Origin of the sequence: Halobacillus litoralis (genome assembly GCF_020171725.1) — a bacterium.
GTDB classification, from domain to species: domain Bacteria; phylum Bacillota; class Bacilli; order Bacillales; family Halobacillaceae; genus Halobacillus; species Halobacillus litoralis_F.
Genome location: NZ_JAIVAJ010000002.1, coordinates 294,134 through 307,504, shown reverse-complemented (window position 1 = coordinate 307,504; position 13,371 = coordinate 294,134). Strand labels below are relative to the sequence as shown.

General features: G+C 43.5%; 19 protein-coding genes. 9 read left to right on the top strand and 10 right to left on the bottom strand.

Translation table 11 applies throughout. The features are described 5' to 3' along the window. Window positions 1-16: 16 nt before the first annotated feature. Together LCM20_RS05855 and LCM20_RS05850 are read right to left on the bottom strand one after the other, a co-directional pair. Complete coding sequence (locus tag LCM20_RS05855) at window positions 17-202, bottom strand: YqzE family protein (RefSeq protein WP_225194489.1); 186 nt, start codon at window positions 200-202, stop codon at window positions 17-19. A gap of 48 nt (window positions 203-250) precedes the next feature. After that, on the bottom strand, window positions 251-736 hold the full coding sequence (locus LCM20_RS05850; RefSeq protein WP_225194488.1) for a shikimate kinase: 486 nt from the start codon (window positions 734-736) through the stop codon (window positions 251-253). A gap of 102 nt (window positions 737-838) precedes the next feature. Between LCM20_RS05850 and comGA the strand changes: the two genes are divergently transcribed. Genes comGA through LCM20_RS05815 form a run of 7 tightly spaced genes read left to right on the top strand, consistent with a single transcriptional unit; the run spans window position 839 to window position 4,692 of the window. Then, window positions 839-1,870 (top strand): competence type IV pilus ATPase ComGA, encoded by a 1,032-nt coding sequence (gene comGA, locus LCM20_RS05845; protein ID WP_225194487.1) that lies wholly within the window; start codon window positions 839-841, stop codon window positions 1,868-1,870. Further along, window positions 1,806-2,852, top strand: coding sequence for a type II secretion system F family protein (locus LCM20_RS05840; protein WP_225194486.1), 1,047 nt, complete (start codon window positions 1,806-1,808; stop codon window positions 2,850-2,852). The genes comGA and LCM20_RS05840 overlap by 65 nt, the downstream gene beginning before the upstream one ends. Before the next feature lie 18 nt (window positions 2,853-2,870). Continuing rightward, window positions 2,871-3,197 carry a competence type IV pilus major pilin ComGC gene (gene comGC, locus LCM20_RS05835; protein WP_225194485.1) on the top strand — a complete coding sequence of 109 codons (327 nt, stop codon included), beginning with the start codon at window positions 2,871-2,873 and terminating at the stop codon, window positions 3,195-3,197. Further along, window positions 3,136-3,630, top strand: a complete 495-nt coding sequence (gene comGD, locus LCM20_RS05830) for a competence type IV pilus minor pilin ComGD (protein WP_263621960.1) — start codon at window positions 3,136-3,138, stop codon at window positions 3,628-3,630. Before comGC ends, comGD begins: the two co-directional genes overlap by 62 nt. Then, window positions 3,620-3,940: a hypothetical protein gene (locus LCM20_RS05825; protein ID WP_225194483.1), complete on the top strand. Its 321-nt coding sequence runs from the start codon at window positions 3,620-3,622 to the stop codon at window positions 3,938-3,940. Before comGD ends, LCM20_RS05825 begins: the two co-directional genes overlap by 11 nt. Then, on the top strand, window positions 3,927-4,343 hold the full coding sequence (comGF, locus tag LCM20_RS05820; protein WP_225194482.1) for a competence type IV pilus minor pilin ComGF: 417 nt from the start codon (window positions 3,927-3,929) through the stop codon (window positions 4,341-4,343). Before LCM20_RS05825 ends, comGF begins: the two co-directional genes overlap by 14 nt. After that, entirely contained in the window at window positions 4,309-4,692 is a 384-nt protein-coding gene (locus LCM20_RS05815) for a hypothetical protein (protein WP_225194481.1), read from the top strand. Before comGF ends, LCM20_RS05815 begins: the two co-directional genes overlap by 35 nt. A 69-nt stretch (window positions 4,693-4,761) precedes the next feature. Here the strand turns inward: LCM20_RS05815 and LCM20_RS05810 are convergent, their stop codons facing one another. Then, a complete protein-coding gene (locus LCM20_RS05810; protein ID WP_225194480.1) occupies window positions 4,762-5,145 on the bottom strand; it encodes a Spx/MgsR family RNA polymerase-binding regulatory protein in 384 nt (127 codons plus the stop codon). Window positions 5,146-5,382: 237 nt separating this feature from the next. On the opposite strand from LCM20_RS05810, the gene LCM20_RS05805 reads away from it, so the two are divergent. Next, entirely contained in the window at window positions 5,383-5,628 is a 246-nt protein-coding gene (locus LCM20_RS05805; protein WP_225194479.1) for a DUF2626 domain-containing protein, read from the top strand. A gap of 46 nt (window positions 5,629-5,674) precedes the next feature. On the opposite strand, the gene LCM20_RS05800 is transcribed toward LCM20_RS05805, so the two are convergent. Next, a complete protein-coding gene (locus LCM20_RS05800; RefSeq protein ID WP_225194478.1) occupies window positions 5,675-6,298 on the bottom strand; it encodes an MBL fold metallo-hydrolase in 624 nt (207 codons plus the stop codon). A gap of 164 nt (window positions 6,299-6,462) precedes the next feature. Between LCM20_RS05800 and LCM20_RS05795 the strand changes: the two genes are divergently transcribed. Continuing rightward, entirely contained in the window at window positions 6,463-6,627 is a 165-nt protein-coding gene (locus LCM20_RS05795; protein ID WP_225194477.1) for a DUF2759 domain-containing protein, read from the top strand. 40 nt (window positions 6,628-6,667) lie between these two features. Here the strand turns inward: LCM20_RS05795 and LCM20_RS05790 are convergent, their stop codons facing one another. From LCM20_RS05790 to LCM20_RS05765, 6 genes are all read right to left on the bottom strand, one after another. Beyond that, window positions 6,668-7,456 carry an ABC transporter permease gene (locus LCM20_RS05790; RefSeq protein WP_225194476.1) on the bottom strand — a complete coding sequence of 263 codons (789 nt, stop codon included), beginning with the start codon at window positions 7,454-7,456 and terminating at the stop codon, window positions 6,668-6,670. Between the two features lie 11 nt (window positions 7,457-7,467). Next, window positions 7,468-8,154, bottom strand: coding sequence for an ATP-binding cassette domain-containing protein (locus LCM20_RS05785; protein ID WP_225194475.1), 687 nt, complete (start codon window positions 8,152-8,154; stop codon window positions 7,468-7,470). A 131-nt stretch (window positions 8,155-8,285) separates the two neighbouring features. After that, window positions 8,286-10,181: an LTA synthase family protein gene (locus LCM20_RS05780; protein ID WP_225194474.1), complete on the bottom strand. Its 1,896-nt coding sequence runs from the start codon at window positions 10,179-10,181 to the stop codon at window positions 8,286-8,288. 439 nt (window positions 10,182-10,620) lie between these two features. Further along, window positions 10,621-11,577 carry an ROK family glucokinase gene (locus LCM20_RS05775; protein WP_225194473.1) on the bottom strand — a complete coding sequence of 319 codons (957 nt, stop codon included), beginning with the start codon at window positions 11,575-11,577 and terminating at the stop codon, window positions 10,621-10,623. Window position 11,578: 1 nt separating this feature from the next. Continuing rightward, window positions 11,579-11,794 carry a YqgQ family protein gene (locus tag LCM20_RS05770; protein ID WP_225194472.1) on the bottom strand — a complete coding sequence of 72 codons (216 nt, stop codon included), beginning with the start codon at window positions 11,792-11,794 and terminating at the stop codon, window positions 11,579-11,581. A 67-nt stretch (window positions 11,795-11,861) separates the two neighbouring features. Beyond that, on the bottom strand, window positions 11,862-13,265 hold the full coding sequence (locus LCM20_RS05765) for a spore germination protein (RefSeq protein ID WP_225194806.1): 1,404 nt from the start codon (window positions 13,263-13,265) through the stop codon (window positions 11,862-11,864). Between the last annotated feature and the right edge of the window lie 106 nt (window positions 13,266-13,371).

The following is a 13,371-nucleotide window of genomic DNA, read 5'->3' as shown; positions in this document are numbered from 1 at the left end:
TTTCCTTTCGGGCCTTTTAATTATGATGGGTTTTCCAACGTTTTCTGAACATCTTGATGGCAAATGGAAGAATGCCGAACCAATAAAGAGAAGATTTTTTGGAAGGTTTTTTCGCTTTTCTCTCTTCCTTCTCCTGCTTGGACATGTGCATATATTTAACCATTTCTTCCGTCAGAAACTTAACATAATCATTACGATCCATTTGAATCCCCTCATTTACATGCTGTTTTCATTTAGTATGGGCGAAAACTTACCCCTTTAATCGTTTCAAGATGATTTCTGTAATTTCTTCCGGAGTCCGGTTGTCTACCTCCACCGTTAAATCGGCTGCCTGTTCATACATAGACTGGCGATCCGTGAATTTTTTCTTCTTTTCACTCTCTTCACCTCTCCAAAGGGGACGATCTGTGTCCCCAATGAGTCGCTCGCAGATGGTTTCCCATGAAGCTTGAAGGTAAATCACTTTCCCCACGTTCATCGCCTCCAGATTCTCCTCGCGTTCTACAACGCCTCCACCTGTTGAAACAACGGAATCCGCTTTTATATTTTGCAATAGCTCCGTCTCTTTCTGGCGGAAGAATGGTTCACCTTTTTGCGAGAACATATCTTTGATTGACACACCTTCCTGTTTTTCAATTTCTGTATCCATTTCAATAACCGGTAAAGCTAACCTTTCTCCCAGTTGAACTGCAATGGTTGATTTGCCACTTCCCATAAACCCAATAAGAAAAATCATTTTGATACCTCCGAAAATAGTTTTTTTAAAAGAAGGAATTAATTGTATTTTGTCGAATAGTACTTATGTACAAATAATTTAAAAATCGAGGTGATCCATTTATTGAAATCTCCAGCTAGTTTCGCCCAAGACTTGTTTGCCTCTGCTATTCAACAAACGGCATCCGATATTCATTTCCTTCCTTATGAAGACTACGCAAACATCCACTTCAGAATTCACGGTGAACGCATCCTCCACTCTTCTCTCTCACTTGTCGAATACCAGCGTCTTCTCTCCTATTTCAAATTCACATCAGGAATGGACATCGGTGAAATGAAACGTCCCCAGAACGGTACACTCGAGCATCGCACGGACCAGAAAACGTTTGACTTAAGGTTATCTACCCTTCCTATAACAGGCACAGAAAGCCTCGCTGTTCGAATCCTTAGCCCGATGGATCATACCCCCTTAGAACAACTATTCCTCTTCCCCAACCAATTAAACCAAATTAGAAGCTGGCTTCGTTACAAAAGCGGGATGATCTTATTCACAGGTGCGACGGGATCAGGAAAGACAACCACGCTATACGCCCTTCTGCAATCCCTTCTAAAGAGACGTTCCTTCCAAGCCATCACTCTCGAAGATCCTATCGAGAAGAACTTAACAAACATTATACAAGTCCAAGTCAACGAGCGGGCAGGAATTACGTATGACACCGGACTCAAAGCAGCGCTCAGGCACGATCCTGATTTATTGATGGTTGGAGAAATCAGAGATGAAGCAACCGCTCATTTCGCTTTCCGGGCTGCACTCAGCGGTCACCTTGTCATCAGCACCATTCATGCAAAGGATGCATTCGGTACGATCCGAAGGTTAAAGGAAATGAACATTCAGCAAGCGGACTTAGAGCAGACGCTCGTCGCCATAGCCGCTCAACAACTCCTCCCGATTCAAGGTCAGGCGTATATCCCGAGACGCGCCGCCATCGTTGAGTTATTGGATGGCAACTTATTAGTAAATGCCACACAGGATTCTGCCCCCTACAACGTACCGACTTTCCGTTCATTTTCTCAGCTAAGGAGGAAAGCCTATGCCCTTGGGTACCTCGAAGCTGCCAACCTGGATAAAGAAGAAACCTCCACGATTACCCGCTGACACTCAAATCCTCTTCTTCCATCGTCTCAATCACATTTTATCAAAGGGATATCCCCTTTTGGATGCCCTATCCATGACGAGTTGGGACCCTAAGCTATCCCAAATCACACGCACGATCTCTATTCATTTAAAAGAAGGGCTCGCGCTTGACCAGGCTTTCCAGAAAACCCACTTTTCTCCTGTTGTCATCACTTTCTTGTTTTTTGGTCAAAACCATTTTGACTTGACGGTCACCTTTAAACAATGTGAACTCATACTAGAAATGCGTGAAACGAACAAGAAAAAGCTTATTCATTCGCTTCGCTATCCCATTTTACTGTTCATTTTCGTACTTCTGGCCTTCAGTGTCATTCAAAGAAGCATTCTCCCAAACTTTATGATGCTTTTTAATGATGGATCGACACTCTGGTTGATCAAGGGCTTATCACTTTTGATCGACGGCCTCGGATTGACCGCTGCGGTTCTTACGGTCACTTGGATTTCTTGGCTTTTCGTATCTCCAAGACTCTCCACAAACCAACTTTTATCAATTGTATCCAGTATCCCTTATATTCGCCATGGGTACGCCTTAACCCTCTCTTTCTCATTCACAACACATATTCAAACGCTGCTTGCAGCTGGTCTTACGTTAAAGGATGCTCTTGTATTGATGAGAAATCAATCCCACCAGAGAGTATTATCTAAATATAGTGAACAAATTCTCTCAGGACTTCAAGATGGAAAAACGGCTGGACAGTCCATTTACCCATGCACACTGTTACGCGAGGAAGTGACAAACATTTTTCATCAAGCACATGATAATGAAGCGCTGAAGGGAGAGCTCGAGCTGCTGAGCGATTTCTATATGGACTACATGGAAACGACTTTAGCCAAATGGTTACAACGTGTACAACCTATATTCTTTTTATTGATCGCCCTGTTAGTCGTACTCATCTACGCCTCCATCATGCTTCCGCTTTACCAATGGATGGACCAAATGTAAATAAAGGAGACAACTCATATGAAAAACGAAAAAGGATTTACATTGATCGAAATGCTGATTGTTCTTTTAGTCATCTCCGTTCTACTGATTATCACCATCCCGAACCTTTCCGCTCAAACAGGCACCATCCGCTCAAAAGGGTGTGAAGCCCTCATTTCAACTGCTGAAGCTCAAACGGAAGCTTACCTGATCGAGAATGAGACGTATCCGGCCACTATCGAAACCCTGGTAACTGATGGATATTTAAAACAGACAGATTGTCCGAATGGTGAGGTGTTGAAGTATGACAGCACAGAGGAAGGGAAAGTTATTTCCGAACAGCCTTCTCCACCAGCTACGCCTTAATTCGTCCAAAGGATACACATTATCTGAAATGCTTATCGTCTTATCCACCTTCATCATGATTACGATACTCGTAATCCCCCTCCATTACCAAACGATTGAAAAAGTAAAAGCAAAACAATTCTTCGGCCAGTTTGAGTCAGATCTCCTACTCACGCAGCAATTAACGATTGAGAAGCATGCTTTCTTCCAAATCATGTTCAGGCGCGAAACGAACGACTATATCCTTTATGACGGGTTGCAGAAAAAAACCGTATTCAAGCGGACACTTCCCGACAAGTGGCAATACCAATTCATTACCACGAAGCCAAGCATTCGCTTTAATCGCGATGGAACCATACGCCAGCCCGGCACCATCCGTTTCGAAAATGGAGAACTGGCTTACCGCGTCACATTTCCGTTCGGGACAGTGAGGATGATCCTTCATGAAACATAATGGATTTTCATTCGTAGAAGTCATGTTTTCGTTTACCCTTCTTCTCATTGTAGTGCTCACGATCCTCCCTCTTTTGGTGGAAGTTCAACTGAACCAGAAAGAACTCGCTGTTAAAAGACACGCTTTATCCACTCTTCATGACCACATGCAGACGCTTGATCCATCATCCCTCCCTCTTCCATCTGAGGTTCCTGATCCTGACTTTTCAACTATTCTATACTCTTTCAAACAGGAAGGGAGTTTCATCAAAGGGTGTACGTACTTCACACACTCTGAGAAAAAGGAGATCTGCTTATATGCGCCTCAATAACAAAGGCTTCACTTTACTCGAAACCTTAATAAGCCTGTTGACGGCGATGATCATCTTATCCCTATCCTATCCCTTATTGAAGGCGTTGGACTCCCCTTCCTATTACCAAGAGCAATCCGCGAGACAGTTCTTTCAATTTGTTCAGGAAGAAATCAATCACTCCACCCAAGTCTCTATTACGGGCTCGTCCCTATCAATCCAAGATGGAGAAGGAAGGACAGTCACCATTGAATCTTATGGGACCAACATTCGAAGAAGGGTGGATCGTAGAGGACACGAACTCCTGCTGAGAGACGTGAAGTCCTTCCATGTGATGGCAGAAGGCGGCGACGTTCGAATTAGCATTCTAATGGAAGGGGGATTGGAGCTTGAAAAACAAATATACGTTTTTAATAAAAAATGAACGAGGTGTGATCTATCCGTGGATGTTCGTGATAGGTACACTCGTCATTACCTGCACGTTATACGCCGTTCAGCTGTACCACAACGAACTCAAATACACCGAATCATTAACGAACTCCTATATTTATCAAAACCTGTTGGAAGTCGCTGAACATGCTCTTTGGGAAAGGTGGGATAAGTTAGAAATCGAAGAGTATGAGTCTCCACAGTTTTTCCAATTCCCCTTGGGAACAGCTGAAGCGGACTGTCAGTATTCCAGTGAAGATCTGCTGAGTTGTCAATGGTTACTCACCACTAATACGGGTCAACAAGCTTATAAGAGCACGAATTACGTATTACCCTCCACATAAACAAAACCACCGCTTCCCGCTGCTAAAAGGAGGCGATGGTTCACATGCATTCTTCTATTTTCCTGTACATTATGAAATCTGTTCTGTGTATTCCATCTTTCGGTCTGTAATCCCTCTCAGCCCATCCACATCATAGCCGACAACAATCTTTTCACCATTTGTCAAAATAGGACGGCGAAGAAGTTTTGGTTTCTCTGCAACCAAGTTCAAAAATTCATTTACCGTTAAGTCTTCTATATCTATATCTAAAGCTTTGAACTCTTTACTACGCTTCGCTAGTATTTCGTCAATACCTTGAGTGGTTAGCCTAAGAATTTCTCTTAGTTCGTCGGCAGATGGAGTTTCTCGGAACAAATGCTGTTCGTTAAAATCCACCCCTTGACTCTTAAGCCATGACTTTGTACGTCTACAAGATGTGCAACTTGGGTAACTGTAGAATTTTAACTTTTCCATCTTTAACTCTCCTCATGTTGATGTTTTTGGTATTGTACACTTATTGTATAACCTTTGTACAATTTATTAAACTCTTTTTTCGCTATAATTTTCAGAAACAATGTAGAAATGTTGTATAACAATGTCGATTCAGGCAAATACTGAGTATCGTCTCTACATTGATACATTTACAATTGAAAGCGGTTCGTTTATAATAGGTGTGATAGTTTAACGATGGAAAAAGGAGGGGGAAAAAGCATGGATCGTATGTTTCGAGTGCTTGCCTTTTGGACAGGTATTTTCACTATAATGTTTTATGCTGGTGACATGATGGAAGCGGCATTATTATCTTTAGTTCAAACGGCTTTTTTCCTTACTGTTGGTTACCTTAAACTGTCTGAACGTATGTATGTGTACATATTTTTCTCATACTTGACAGTTTTCATGATCGGTTTCACGTATTATTCATCATTCATTTTAGTACCTTCGTTCGGTGGCCACTAAAAAAAAGAGACCCGGTATCTTTTCAGATACCGGGTTTTCTTTTTTATTACAGGAAAAACGGATTGTCTTCTTTCTCTTCACCGACCGTAGTCGGCATGCCGTGCCCTGGATAAATCCTCATATCATCGCGCAACCTGAACAACTGTTCTTGAATACTTTCTTCTAACTGCTGACGGCTGCCACCTGGTAGGTCTGTTCTTCCGATACCCCGTTGGAACAACGTATCACCAGCCACTGTAAACCTCTGATTTCTAAAAACAAATGATACACTTCCAGGTGAATGTCCGGGTGTATGTCGAACCTCGAATGAGAAAGGACCGATTTCCATCTGTCCCGGGTTCAACGAATGATCAGCGGCCTTCGCTGTTATCTCTCCTACCGGAAATAACGCAGAACCATTCTGCGACGGATCCATCAGCCAATTCTGTTCGGCCTCATGTAAGTACACAGGAGCTCCGTAAGCATCCCTCACTTCATCGACCGCACCAATATGGTCAAAGTGAGCGTGAGTCAGCAATACGGCGATGACATTCAAATTACGCTCTTCTAAGTATGTGTGTAACTTATCAAAATCACCGCCAGGATCGATCACTAGTGCCTGTTTATTTTCATGGATAATGTAAGCGTTTGTAGCCATTGGACCAAGCGGCATTCTGGAAATTTTAATCAATGGGTAGACACCTCTTCTTTCTTTTATTAAAATACAGATAGATAACTCGACATTTCGCGGGGAATACTATAGAATAAGCTTTGAGTCAAATTAAGCTACATATAGTATAACATCCCCTTATTCGGGATGATAATAAAGTAAAGTTCTAATAGGGGGTGCTGAATTTGGTAACAGCTATCATTCTTCTCATCGTAGCCGTTCTTTGTGTCTTTGCCGTTTTCCGTGAACTGAAAACGAAAAATTTCTTCGCAGTATTGTTTGCAGGTGTATCAGCATTAGTATTTGGCTGGTTCTCTGTCATGACAGTCTGGGCAAACCTTTTCAGTTAATACCAAAAAACCGAGCTGCAGCCGCAGCTCGGTTTTTTATTTATGATCGCTGACTTTCCATTTCTTCTTCCGACTCAATCAGCTGTTTATGCTCATTGAAGAAATAACGATACATAAAAATCGTCACGAACATGGCGCTTATGGATACGGATGAGAAAATACTGAGGGAAATAACGAGCTGATACTTGATCGCCATAACCGGATCAACCCCTCCGAGGATCAACCCTGTCATCATTCCAGGAAGCTGAACTAAGCCGATCGTCTTAATACGGTCCACATTCGGAATTAAAGCAGCGTTCAATGTGTTCCGCACAATCAAATGAGAGGCCTGTTTCGGTTCTGCCCCTAAAGAAAGCGCCGCAAGCAGCTGTCCATTATTTTGTTTGAACTCATTTTTCATCCTCTCCAGCGATAACCCCATAGCCACCATGCTGTTTCCAATGACCATTCCACTCATCGGAATCACTTCAGATGGAGCGAACTCCACCATGTCAAAAGCAAGCCACATAAATAAAACACTCACTTCGACAATGAGCAGTCCGGAGAAAATGACGGGGAGTACGTGCGGAAGCTCCTTTCCCTTCTGCCTCGCATGGAAGGTGGCGATAATCAGCATGATGCCTACCATGAGTGGGATGCCTACACCGGGTGGGAGGTCGAATAAGTATGTCAGAATATAACCGATCGCAAAGAGCTGTACGGTCCCCCTGATGGATGACCAGAGGATGCTCTTACTCATTCCCAACTGGTAAAAGTATGAAAGACTCAGCGGGATCAGCACAAAAACAATTAAAAACAATAAAGATTGGTTCGAAATTTCCGGTGACATCTTACCACCTCCTACTGTTCCAGGAATTGAGAAAGGGCCTCTGTAGACGGGGCATCCAGCATGTCCGGAATACGACCGTCTTCCTGTAGAGCACCGTCAGAAATAAAAAGACCACGGTTCCCGAGCCTTCTCGCCTGCCTCATATTATGTGTCACCATAAGCATCGTCAACTGCTGTTCCTCTATGAGGCTCTCAAGTACGTCCTCAATGTCTTCAGCTGTTCTGTTGTCCAGTGCACTCGTCGGCTCATCCAACAGGAGCATGTCCGGCTCGTTGGCAAGTGTCCTCGCTAATGATACGCGCTGCTGTTCCCCACCGGAAAGCTGATCTACTTCTCTTTCCAGAAATGAACTCGGGAGCTGTACATATTCCAACAGTTTCTTCGGATCCCTTTGATCCCACTCATTAAACAAAGCAGGTCCATATTTCAAGTTATCCAGGACGGTCCCAGGAAATAGATGGGGAGCCTGCAGCACAAGGCCTACCTTTTTCCTTAATGATGAAATCGGATGGTCTTCGATCGGATCACCTTGAAAATATATACTTCCTTCCTCGGGATCACGTAAACGATTAAACAAATACAACAGCGTACTTTTCCCAGCCCCTGACGGACCGAACAAAATGACTTTATCACGCTCTTCAATTGTAAAGCTGACATGTTGAAGTGGGGGCTGACTTACGTTTTCAAATCTGAACATCACAACGCCTACTCTCTGAAAAAATATGTATAGTTTCACCTTACCCTTTTTGAATGCAAATTATGTGAGGATTTCACCTGACGAATGCACAAAAAAACGCCCTGGACTCTGCCGTCCAAGGGCGTTTCCGGTCATGAACCGGATTTTGATTCTTCATCTCCGAAGTCATAAAAGCGGAACAAATCACCGTATATAACGTTATCTGAAAGCTTCAGCTCCTGATCCACCTGTTCTTTAATTGGTGCGCAGGCTTCGCCCTGCTGCTCTTCCTGCACAGGCTCACCTGTTTGACGATCATAACAGACGCTGTCTGTATAGATATAATCTCCGTTAATGAAGCTACCGTCACGTAAAGCAACGAAATCCTTTTCCTGCTTTGCAAACATGTTTTCCCCGAATGTTAAATCATTCTCTTCCTCGATTCCAAGCAGGTGAAGCAACGTCGGTTTCACATCAATTTGTCCAACCACTTTTTCGTTTATTTCACCTTTTTCATATCCAGGAATGTGAACCATGAAAGGTACACGCTGTTGTTGAACGTGCTCGTAGCTGTCTATTTCCTTTCCTAGGAATTCTCCCATCGCTTTGTTGTGGAACTCACTAATGCCGTAATGATCTCCCATCAGAACGATGATGGAGTCTTCATAAATACCGGATTGCTTCAACTGTTCGAAGAACTGTTGAAGAGCTTCATCCGTATATCTTGCAGTTTGGAAATAATGGTTCAACGTACTTGATCCCGAATCGTACAATTCCACATTCGCTTTTTCTTCCGGCAATTCAAAGGGGAAGTGGTGCGTCAATGTGATGAACTTGCTGTAAAACGGCTTCTCCTGTGACTGAAGGTACTTGATGGACTGTTCAAAGAACGCTTTATCTTCAAGCCCCCAGCCAAACGAGTTTTCAGGTGTAACTTGGAAGGACTGTTCCCCGTAGAATTGATCGTACCCAAGGTTATCGTACATGACGTCCCTGTTCCAGAACGTCTTGTTGTTCGCATGAAACACAGAGGTCTCATAACCATTGTCGTTCAGAATTTCCGGAAGCGCATTATACTCGTTCTGAGCATGCGTGAAGTAGACGGCTCCTCTTCCTAATGGATAGAGAGAGTTCTCCACGATGAACTCGGAGTCAGATGTCTTCCCTTGTGCTGTCTGGTGGTAAAAGTTTTTAAACCAGATGGTATCCTGACTTTCTTTCAAATCATTTAAGAATGGCGTTGTTTCTTTTCCTTTGATTTCTGAATCCAGTAAGAAGTTCTGGAATGACTCGACGCTTACGAAAATGACGTTCTTATCTTCTGCAATTCTGAAAAGCTCGGTCTCTTCCCCTTTTTGATCAGGGGAATGCTCCTTCAAATAGGATTCTACTTCGCTGATTTCACTCTCATCGGCCATTACTCGCTGTGCCCGTGTTTTGGTCTGCATCGTCATATCATACAAGTGATAGTTGTAGACGCCGATATTTTTCACGAGATATTCGCGGTCAAAAGCACGGACAAAGAGCATGGGACGTTCAATTTCTGCCAAGACTACATTACCAGCAAGCAGAAGGAACGTAACAGCTGTTGCTGCAATCTTGCTTGTTTTCGGCAGGTCGACTGAAAGATTGAATTTCTGTTTACTTAAATACCAGATCACAACTACATCAAGGAAGATAATGATGTCTTCCCAGTGAAGAAGCGTGAGAAAGCTCCCTGTTAAATCAGCGGCATTGTTCCCTTGAAACAATACAGGAATGGTAATGAAGTCTGTGAAATTACGGTAAAAGATCAAGTTGGCAAACAAAACAAGTGATCCGATCAACGCTGTCCAGCGCAGGTATTTCATCTGTCGCTTCGGGTTCAACCAGACGCTGATCATAAAAACAAGATAAGCACTTGCAATAGGGTTCACGAACAGTATGAACTCCTGCATTGCATTCTCAATCGAGAGATCGAACATAAATCTGTACACAATATACGTTTTCAATCCGAATAATAGCGTAGCTATAATAAATAAAGGCATTTTAAAATTTCTTCGCTGCATGTGGGCTCCTCCTCTAAAACACCATATAACACACTGCATTTACACACGCTTAACCATCATACACAACTATGTCTACAATTACCATATATAATGGATATTAAACACGTCTCCTTATATGACGTATATCTTACCACAAAAGTTTCACAGATTTTCAAATATACATTAAATGTAATTAGATTGTTAATTTTGCTTAACCAACAGGACAACATATGACATAATACCCCCTATTCTTACCAATAAACCCAAAGAAAGCCGGAGCATAGCGCTCCGGCTTTCTTTCAGACTGTTGTAGAAGTATGTAGAACGGTTCTGTTACAAAAAGAGTGGACAGCAGAGTGGAAAACGGCTCGTTTTCCACGGCGGATGACCATGGAAAGCGAGCTGTTTCGTCAACACCGCTTATCCAACCAAAATAGAACCGATTAGACTTTCTTTCGATTTATTGATTTTTCTTAACTAAGTAAGCTCCGCCAATAACTCCTGCATCATTTCCGAGACGAGCTAAGTCAAACGTGGTTGCCTCGGCTGTGCGAGCCAGAGCGTAGGACTGGTAGGAATCGCGCAGCGGACGAAGCAACTGTTCGCCTGCCTGTGAAACGCCGCCACCGACGACAATTTTTTCAGGGTTAAGGGCAATCGCCAGGTTCGCAATCGATAAACCTAGTACATCAATGACATCTTCTAGAACACTCTCCGCTAATTCGTCTCCATTGGATGCCGCTTCAAACACTTCTTTGGAAGTCAGGGATTGCTGATCGATGCTTGATTTTAATGAAGAGCTCGGAAAGTCTGCAAGAGCAAGCTTCGCCTTCCGAACGATTCCCGTTGCAGAGGTCTCCGTTTCCAAGCAGCCTGTTTTCCCGCAATTACAAGGCGCGCCCCCTTCTTTCACGACTGTCATGTGACCGATTTCAGCCGCTGTTCCGTTGGCGCCGTTAATAATCTGGCCGTTGGAAATGATTCCACCTCCGACACCGGTTCCAAGCGTTACAGCAATCAGGTTCTCCGCTCCCTCACCGGCTCCCAGCCAGTTCTCTCCGAGAGCAGCCAGATTCGCATCGTTGTCGACCCAGACAGGGAGACCCGTCAAACTTTTCAAAATGTTACCAAAATCGAAATTCTTCCAGCCAATGTTCACCGCTTCATGAATATAGCCTGTGTCTGTATCCACAAACCCGGGGGCTCCTGCTCCAATTCCGACAAGTTGATCCTTGTCGATATGTAATTCATCCAGCGTCTCATTGATCGCTTGAGAAATATCTTCAGGAATGGACGCACCTTGGTTATCTGTGTTCGTCGGAATTTCCCATTTCTTTTTAATTTCTCCGCTAGAATTGATAACCGCTAACTTCACGGTCGTTCCTCCAATATCTGCTCCTAAAAAAAACTTTTCCATATTAGAAAATCTCTCCCTTTGAACGATCCTTCATACGAGCAATTTCTCCCCTTAACAAGAGGAGTGCCATTTGAAAATCTTCTTTTTCAATAAACTGTGCTTTGTAAAGTTCCTTCACTTCTTCTTCCATCAGCTCTAGCTCTGCCATTCGGTCCCCTACATAAATGAACGTTCCGAATTTTTTCAGCATTTGTTGAATATCATAGATTGTTTTCACGTTTTATCACCTACTCCATTATATCAAGACCGTGTGTGAAATGAAAACGGTAAAAAACCCTGAACGATTAACGATCAGGGTCTTTAGGGTGTAGAAAGGCTGGTCTTCTGTTTTTCAATGGGATCGGAGAACGGATAAGTACGTCTCGAAGGGCTTTCCACGAAAACGGCAGAAACGGCCATAGGTACGGTGTTTTGAATGTCTGCATTCTTGCAAGATATAATAACCAGAAGCTGACTCCGATTACGTATCCTTTGACTCCGAATAGACCCGTAACAATGAGGAGAACGAGCCTTGATATCCGGTCTGCTAGCCCCATTTCATAACTTGGCGTAGCAAAGGTGCCAATCGCTGCCAATGACAGGTAGAGCACGACTTCGCTTGAGAACAATCCGACGTCGACGGCTACTTGTCCGATTAAGATCGCAGCAACGAGCCCAAGAGCTGTTCCCAGTGAAGAAGGTGTATGGATGGCTGCCATTCGTAGGAGGTCGATCCCGATCTCAGCAATTAGAAACTGAAGCAGAAGTGGAATGACGCCCTGCTCAGACGGACCTATGAAAGAAATCGCCTCGGGTAGTAACTCCGGATACATTGAAAACAGAAAGTATAAAGGAAGTATAAAGATAGAAGCAACAAACGCAAAGAAGCGAACCCATCGCAGGTATGCCCCGACAAGGGGTTTCTGGCGGTACTCTTCAGCATGCTGCAAATGGTGCCAAAACGTAGAAGGGGTGATCATTACACTCGGTGATCCGTCGATGATGACGAGAATGTGCCCTTCATAAAGGTGAGCAGCTGCTGTATCCGGACGCTCTGTATAGCGGATGACAGGGTACGGGTTCCAATGCTGTCCACTGATAAATTCTTCGATTGTCTTCTCAGCCATAGGAAGTGCATCGGTATCGATTTCCTTCAATACTCGCTGCAAATGCTCTACACGATCGGTGTCTGCAATATCTTTAATATAACAAATACAAACGTCTGTCTTAGAACGCCTGCCGACCTGTGTATATTCCATCCTCAGCGATCGATCCCGGATTCTTCTTCTCGTCAAAGCTGTATTAAAGACAATCGTCTCGACAAAGCCATCACGGGACCCCCGTACAACACGTTCCAAGTCAGGTTCAGCAGGTCCTCTGACAGGATATGTACGAGCATCAATCATAATTACTTCTTCACAGCCTTCAACAATGAGGGCTGTCGGACCTGCCAAAACGGTATCGGCTGCCTTGTTCAAATCTTTCTCGCGGTCTAATTCCACATAAGGAATATGTGTTTTCAGAAGCTGTTCAAGTGGATCAGGATCCAGCTGGTCATTATTTAATTGAGATAAAAGCTTCATTAGATAGTGAAGGATATCGTCTTTTACGAACCCATCAACAAGGAAGAGAGACATTCCTCGTCCGGCATAAACGAGATCCAGATGAATCATGTCAAAGCTCTCATCTACACCTAACCGCTTTCTCATATAGTCCACGTTTTGTTCATATTGTTTAAATACCGGTTGCTTTTCTTCGCTCACTAGACTCCCTCCTTATCCCTATCTTCTTCCTTAATTGAAAAAACATACACTT